General features: G+C 41.6%; 6 protein-coding genes. 3 read left to right on the top strand and 3 right to left on the bottom strand.

The window, feature by feature from the left end; translation table 11 throughout:
* The first annotated feature begins 10 nt into the window (after positions 1–10).
* Positions 11–1366, top strand: coding sequence for a 16S rRNA (cytosine(967)-C(5))-methyltransferase (locus tag NIES208_RS15005; RefSeq protein WP_075893794.1), 1356 nt, complete (start codon positions 11–13; stop codon positions 1364–1366).
* 50 nt (positions 1367–1416) lie between these two features.
* On the opposite strand, the gene NIES208_RS15010 is transcribed toward NIES208_RS15005, so the two are convergent.
* Positions 1417–2766: a nicotinate phosphoribosyltransferase gene (locus tag NIES208_RS15010; RefSeq protein ID WP_075893795.1), complete on the bottom strand. Its 1350-nt coding sequence runs from the start codon at positions 2764–2766 to the stop codon at positions 1417–1419.
* 140 nt (positions 2767–2906) lie between these two features.
* Between NIES208_RS15010 and NIES208_RS15015 the strand changes: the two genes are divergently transcribed.
* Positions 2907–3779 carry an MBL fold metallo-hydrolase gene (locus NIES208_RS15015; RefSeq protein ID WP_075893796.1) on the top strand — a complete coding sequence of 291 codons (873 nt, stop codon included), beginning with the start codon at positions 2907–2909 and terminating at the stop codon, positions 3777–3779.
* A gap of 11 nt (positions 3780–3790) precedes the next feature.
* Positions 3791–4105 carry a hypothetical protein gene (locus NIES208_RS15020; RefSeq protein ID WP_075893797.1) on the top strand — a complete coding sequence of 105 codons (315 nt, stop codon included), beginning with the start codon at positions 3791–3793 and terminating at the stop codon, positions 4103–4105.
* A 28-nt stretch (positions 4106–4133) separates the two neighbouring features.
* On the opposite strand, the gene NIES208_RS15025 is transcribed toward NIES208_RS15020, so the two are convergent.
* Together NIES208_RS15025 and NIES208_RS15030 are read right to left on the bottom strand one after the other, a co-directional pair.
* Positions 4134–4799: an MAE_28990/MAE_18760 family HEPN-like nuclease gene (locus tag NIES208_RS15025; protein WP_075893798.1), complete on the bottom strand. Its 666-nt coding sequence runs from the start codon at positions 4797–4799 to the stop codon at positions 4134–4136.
* Positions 4796–6000 (bottom strand): DUF262 domain-containing protein (locus tag NIES208_RS15030; RefSeq protein ID WP_235641404.1); only part of this gene is annotated, 1205 nt, incomplete at its 5' end. The genes NIES208_RS15030 and NIES208_RS15025, both read right to left, overlap by 4 nt.

The raw sequence follows: 6000 nt of genomic DNA on the forward strand, positions 1-6000 counted from the left end.
TTTGGATTTCATGTCTTCAGCACGTCAGCTTGCGTTTATCGCTCTTCGCCAAATCATGTACCATAAGGCTTTTACTGATATTGCCCTTGATCGGGTATTACATAAAAGTGGCCTCAAGGGCAGTGATCGCGGCTTCGTGGCGGAGCTAGTCTACGGGACAGTGCGCCGTCAGAAAACCTTAGATGCGATTATTAATCAGTTTGGTAGTAAACCTATTGAGCAGCAGCCGCCTGATTTGCGAGTATTACTGCAATTGGGTTTATATCAAATTCGTTATTTAGATTCGATTCCGCCGTCGGCAGCGGTTAATACGACGGTTGATCTGGCGAAGGAAAATCGCCTTGGCAAGTTGGCTGGGGTGGTGAATGGTTGCCTCAGACAATATTTACGATCTCAGGAAAAAAATGGCGATCCGTTAGTTTTGCCAGGGTCACAGCCCCAACGTTTTGCTTTGCAATATAGTTTTCCTGAATGGCTCATCGCAACGTGGCTTGGACAATTTGGTGAAGAAGAAACGGCGCAGCTTTGTGAATGGTTTAATCAGCCTGCAACTCTCGATATTCGTATCAATCCTCTTAAACAATCTTTGGAACATGTACAGGTATTGTTCGCTAATGCTGGGGTGAAATGTGAGGCGATCGCCGACTTACCGAATGCATTACGGCTGACCGAAAAGCGGGGCATGATTCAAAATTTGCCGGGCTATAAAGAGGGCTGGTGGACGATCCAAGATGCTAGTGCCCAATTGGTTTCTCATTTGCTTGATCCCCAGCCAAAGGAAGTGATTATTGATGCCTGTGCTGCGCCGGGCGGGAAAACGACTCACATCGCTGAGCTGATGGGTGATGAGGGGACAATTTGGGCGAGTGATAAATACCAATCCCGCATTAATAAAATCGAACAAAATGCCCGTCGTCTAGATTTGATGATGATCCGCACCCTAATCGGGGATAGTCGTGAGTATCCCCAGTTTCGGCAGATGGCTGATCGTGTTCTCTTAGATGTGCCTTGTTCTGGTTTGGGAACGCTTCATAAACGCCCGGATATTCGCTGGCAACAAAACCCCGACAAAATTTCTGAACTTACCCAACTTCAATCGGAACTTCTACAGGCTGGCTCGAAATGGGTGAAACCGAATGGCTGTTTAGTGTATTCCACCTGCACGATTAATCCGGCAGAAAATGCGGCGATCGCCGCTAAGTTCCTCGAAGAAAATCCCGAGTGGCAAATTGTCAAACCTGAAGAAAGTTCTCCTGCGTATTCGTTTGCTTCAGAGGAAGGTTGGATTGAAGTGTTGCCTCACAAACACGATATGGATGGCTTTTTTATGGTGAAATTTCAGAAAACAGTGAACAGTGAACAGTGAACAGTGAACAGTGAACAGTGAACAGTGAACAGTNGAACAGGTATCAGGTATCACGTATAGTTTTTGAGTCGGGCTGCGACTTCTTTCGTTAGAGCTTGTAATTGCTCGGAAATTTCGACGGGGTAGGGATCAGAGTTTTGCAACTGTTTAACGCCATCGGGCAGCTTTTCAACGTTTACTTTTGTTCGATTTCTTATTGTTTTAAGGGCTTCTGGTTCGGTGAGGCGATCGCCCCCTTTCATTACCAACTCCAATAAAGAAATCTCGTTATTTTGGGGGGATTCTGTCGCTAATGCCATACGGTCACAGCCCTCTGCGACATTACGAAAAACCTGTTTGCAGCCGGGATAAGTTGCCTTATTTTTCGCTTTTTTCATTGTGGGTTTATCGGCAATTTCGACGAGCTTATATACGCCATTCACCGGGGAACCTGTCACGAGTTTTGTGCCTAAGCCATAGCCGTTAATTTGCGTCCCAGCATTTTGTAATCGCGCAATTTCGTATTCATCTAAATCACCGCTGGCAAAAATAGTAATGTCTGGCATTAGCTCATGAATATCTTTGGAAAGCTGTGCCAAATTCCCAGAATCTAAACGAATCCCTTTTAAGACTGTTTCTCCTGCTTCAATTTGTGTTTTTAAACGGTGTGCTGCGCCCATGGTGTCGTAGGTATCGATGAGCAGAGGGGCTGCCGGAAAATAACGGTGAAAGGCTTGAAAGGCTTGATCCTCAGATCCCTCCAGTGTACCCACAGCCATTACCAACGCATGAGCCATTGTGCCCACTGGATTTACACCCAGTTGCTGTGCCGCCAAAACATTTGATGTTGCGTCTAAACCGCCCGCTAAAGCTGCCCGGGCTGCCCATGTTGCGCCCTGGGGACTAAAGGCGCGTCTTGTGCCAAATTCTAAAAGGAGGCGATCGCCGGCCTGATGACGCATTCTCGCTGCCCTAGTGGCAATGAGCGTTTGGTAATTGATGGCATTGAGAATAAAGGTTTCGACAATTTGAGCCTGCCAAAGGGGCGCTTCAATCCGCAAAAAAGGCTCGTGGGGAAACATTGGTGTACCTTCGGGAACCGCCCAGACATTTCCCGTAAATTTGCCACCTCGTAATAATTCCCAAAAAGCGGCTGGTGCATACTCAAAAATACCTGTTTGCTGCAAATAATCAATTTGTTCGCCTGTAAATTGCAGCGCTTCGAGATAACTCAAAACCTGCTCCAGCCCCATCGCCACAAAATAGCCAAAGCCATTGGAGAGCCGTCGCGTAAACATTTCAAAATGCGCAGGTGTTTCCGCCAATCCTTCGCCGACATAGCAAGCTGACATGGTGAGCTGATACAAATCCGTCAGTAAGCTATAGTCCGCCGCCGTAATCGCCAAGTTGCCGCCTGCCATGGGTAAAAGTAACTCCGTTAGTTCAATCGCAAAGCTTATGTGTTTATTTTACACGATGTTCGTTTAGCCGCCCAATTCCTAAATTTGTCGATGCTACGATCAAATCAAGATAATTAAGTATGAGGAAAATATATTCTGATATGGCAACCCTAAAAAATCGGCGATCGCAGAATATTGAGGGTGAATTTTATGTGGATAGCACCTGCATTGACTGTGATACCTGCCGTTGGCTAAGCCCTGAAATTTTTAATCGCCAAGAAAGTCAATCGGCGGTTTATCACCAACCCAAAAATGCTGCTGAAGAAAGGGAAGCTTTGCAAGCATTGTTAGCTTGTCCGACAGCATCCATCGGCACGGTTAATCCTCCTAATGACATTAAAACGATCCAAGCTGAGTTTCCTTTGCCCATTGCCGAAAATGTGTACTATTGTGGCTATCATTCAAAAAAATCCTTTGGTGCGGCCTCTTATTTTATCCAGCGCCCAGAGGGTAATATTCTCATTGATTCGCCTCGCTTTAACCCCCCTTTAACGAAACAATTAGAAAATATGGGCGGGGTGAAATATCTCTACCTCACCCACCGCGATGATGTGGCGGATCACCAAAAATTTCATGATCATTTTGCCTGCGATCGCCTCCTCCATCAGACCGAAATTAGCGACAGCACAAAGAATCTGGAAATTGTTCTAGAGGGAACAGAACCCATTGATTTTGCTGAAGATATCAAAATTATTCTAGTGCCGGGACATACCGCAGGCCATACCGTACTACTCTACAAAAATGAGTATTTATTTACGGGTGATCATCTCGCCTATTCTGCGCGGCTAGGGCATTTGACGGGCTTTAGAAATTACTGTTGGTATTCGTGGGAAAAGCAAATCGAATCCATGAAAAAACTGCGGGATTACAAATTTTCGTGGATTTTACCGGGACATGGTCGACGCTATCACCAAGATCCTGAGACAATGCAGCAAGATTTACAACAGTGTATTGACTGGATGGCAACAGTTTAAAAATCGTAACTATGGAACATCCAACTTGGCAGTTTGGGGTGGCGATCGCCTTCAATTTATTTCTAGCAGGACTGAATATTTATGTCCTGTGGAAACTGCCCCGTTGGCATCGAAAATTACGGAATCTCCGCCAAAAACTGACGGCGGACGAGCGCCAAATTGTGGCCGATATGGAACAGGCGCGGCAAGATATGGCACAGCTACCAGAAGTAAAGGATTTTGTTATCGATAAAAAACAACAGCTTGTTGACTATCAAAAGAAACTAAAACTGGTGATGCAGCTCTACAAATTTCTCACGGTTTATAAACGTAAATTTCTGGGTTAAATATTAGGAGAGCATTAGAGATAAAATATTACGAAGAGAAGTCAGTATGGTTACGCAAATAAGATTTAGTATGCACTGCATTCTCTATTTGATCTCTTAGTAAATCCATAAGTAAAATAATCTCATGATGTAAACTCTCGTATATTTTTTCATCAATAACTTCATATTGACCGTGGGCAACTCTATTTCTCGAAGCTAGCAAAGACTGATCAATAATATTTTTCTTACTTTCATAAAGAGAATAGTCTAAACCTAGAGAACATAAAATATCTTCTAAAACTTTTGAATTTAAGTTCGAGTAAGTCTTAATGCATTCACGCCAATTGAGCCTAAATTTATCTTCCGTTTTGTCTAATAACAATTCTACAACTTGAGTGAATATCGTAGATCGGTTAGTCATTTCAGATTCTTGTAATTTTTCTTTAAACGAAAGAGCAATAAGATTTCTATTTAAGTCTTCATAATTGAGATTCTGTCGTACTAAAAACTCTAGGTAATGTGTAGAAGCTGTTTTAACATATCCTTCCCAATGTGCATATAACATAGTGATTCCACTTCGGAGTAACGCTGAGTGCGGAGATCGATACTGATTCTTTTCAATTAAGGTTTTGATGTAGATGAGCTCTTTTTTCCGCCAAGTAATATCTCTAGTTAAAGCACTATTTAATTCTAGTGCAGTCCGGATCTTGCTCATGGTTTAAATAACTTACGCCCTAGAGGCACAATTTTAGGCATCCTTAAACTTGCCGTTTTTCCAGATCCGATACTTTTCAAGAAATTGTTTTTAGACCATAGCTCTTTAATTCTTTCTAAGATATGGAAAGTTTCTTTTACCTCTAGTATCTCTTCATAGTTGTGTGCAATACCAAGAGCAATTGTCTCAAATGCAGACAATAAGAAACCTCCCAAAAAGCGCTCTTTATTAATATCATAACGGTGAAAACAATCTTGACCTATTTTACTTTTAAGAATGTAAAAAGTCTGATTGAAAGCCTCCGTTTCTTCTTCAAAGTCAAAGTCTTCGTTTCGCGCTATTTCTAACATTTTGTCAGTGACAAATTCATTGATATCTTTAATTTTTTTAAGCTCTATAGCATCTATTTTTCTAAATACGACAAATCTTAGGGCTAAATCCATATCATATTTTTCCTCTTTCGCTCTATCAGTTAGAGTGAGACATTCTTGAAAGTCATCACTGTTACATAGACTTTGTAGCCATAAAAACATCTCTCTATTTTCCATGACTAAAATACAATTTCTAATCTCTTGTTCTGAAAGTGGGGAACCTCCAGTATTTAGGCGTTGGAACAATTCATATTTACTTTTTTCATCACTTTCTTTTAATATTATTTTGACATCAAGTTTGGAACGCTTAATAAATAATTGTTGTGCCTTAGTAAATGAGTTTTCTGGGTCTTCAGGATTTGACCAAAGTTTATCTTTCAGAGAAGGCAAATACTTTGTTTCCTCTAATACCAAAGGCTCAAGTCTTTTTTCATCTTCACCGATAAGAATTCCCATAAATTGAAATATCGTTGATAGTCGCTGTAACCCATCGACAACATCCCAAACTCCATCTTTTCTTTGCGATACAAAAATTGGAGGTAATGGAATGCCTAACAGTATGGATTCAATAAGTTTTGTTTTTTGTAGAGAAGACCATCGGTAAAATCTTTGGAATTCCGGATGTATGTCAATTTCATGATCCTGATAAAGATTAACAAGTTCTCCAATTGACATAGAATAGCTGTCAGATTTAACTTCCGCGCTTCTTTGTTCAATTTCATTTTCTAAACTCATAGATTTTATACCCCACTCAATTCTTAAAAAATTATAGAAGATCTCAGTACAGGACAAAACTGGAAAAAAGTAGGAGGAGAGGGTTTGATAGAAAT

It is taken from the genome of [Limnothrix rosea] IAM M-220 (assembly GCF_001904615.1).
In the GTDB taxonomy this organism is placed as follows: domain Bacteria; phylum Cyanobacteriota; class Cyanobacteriia; order Cyanobacteriales; family MRBY01; genus MRBY01.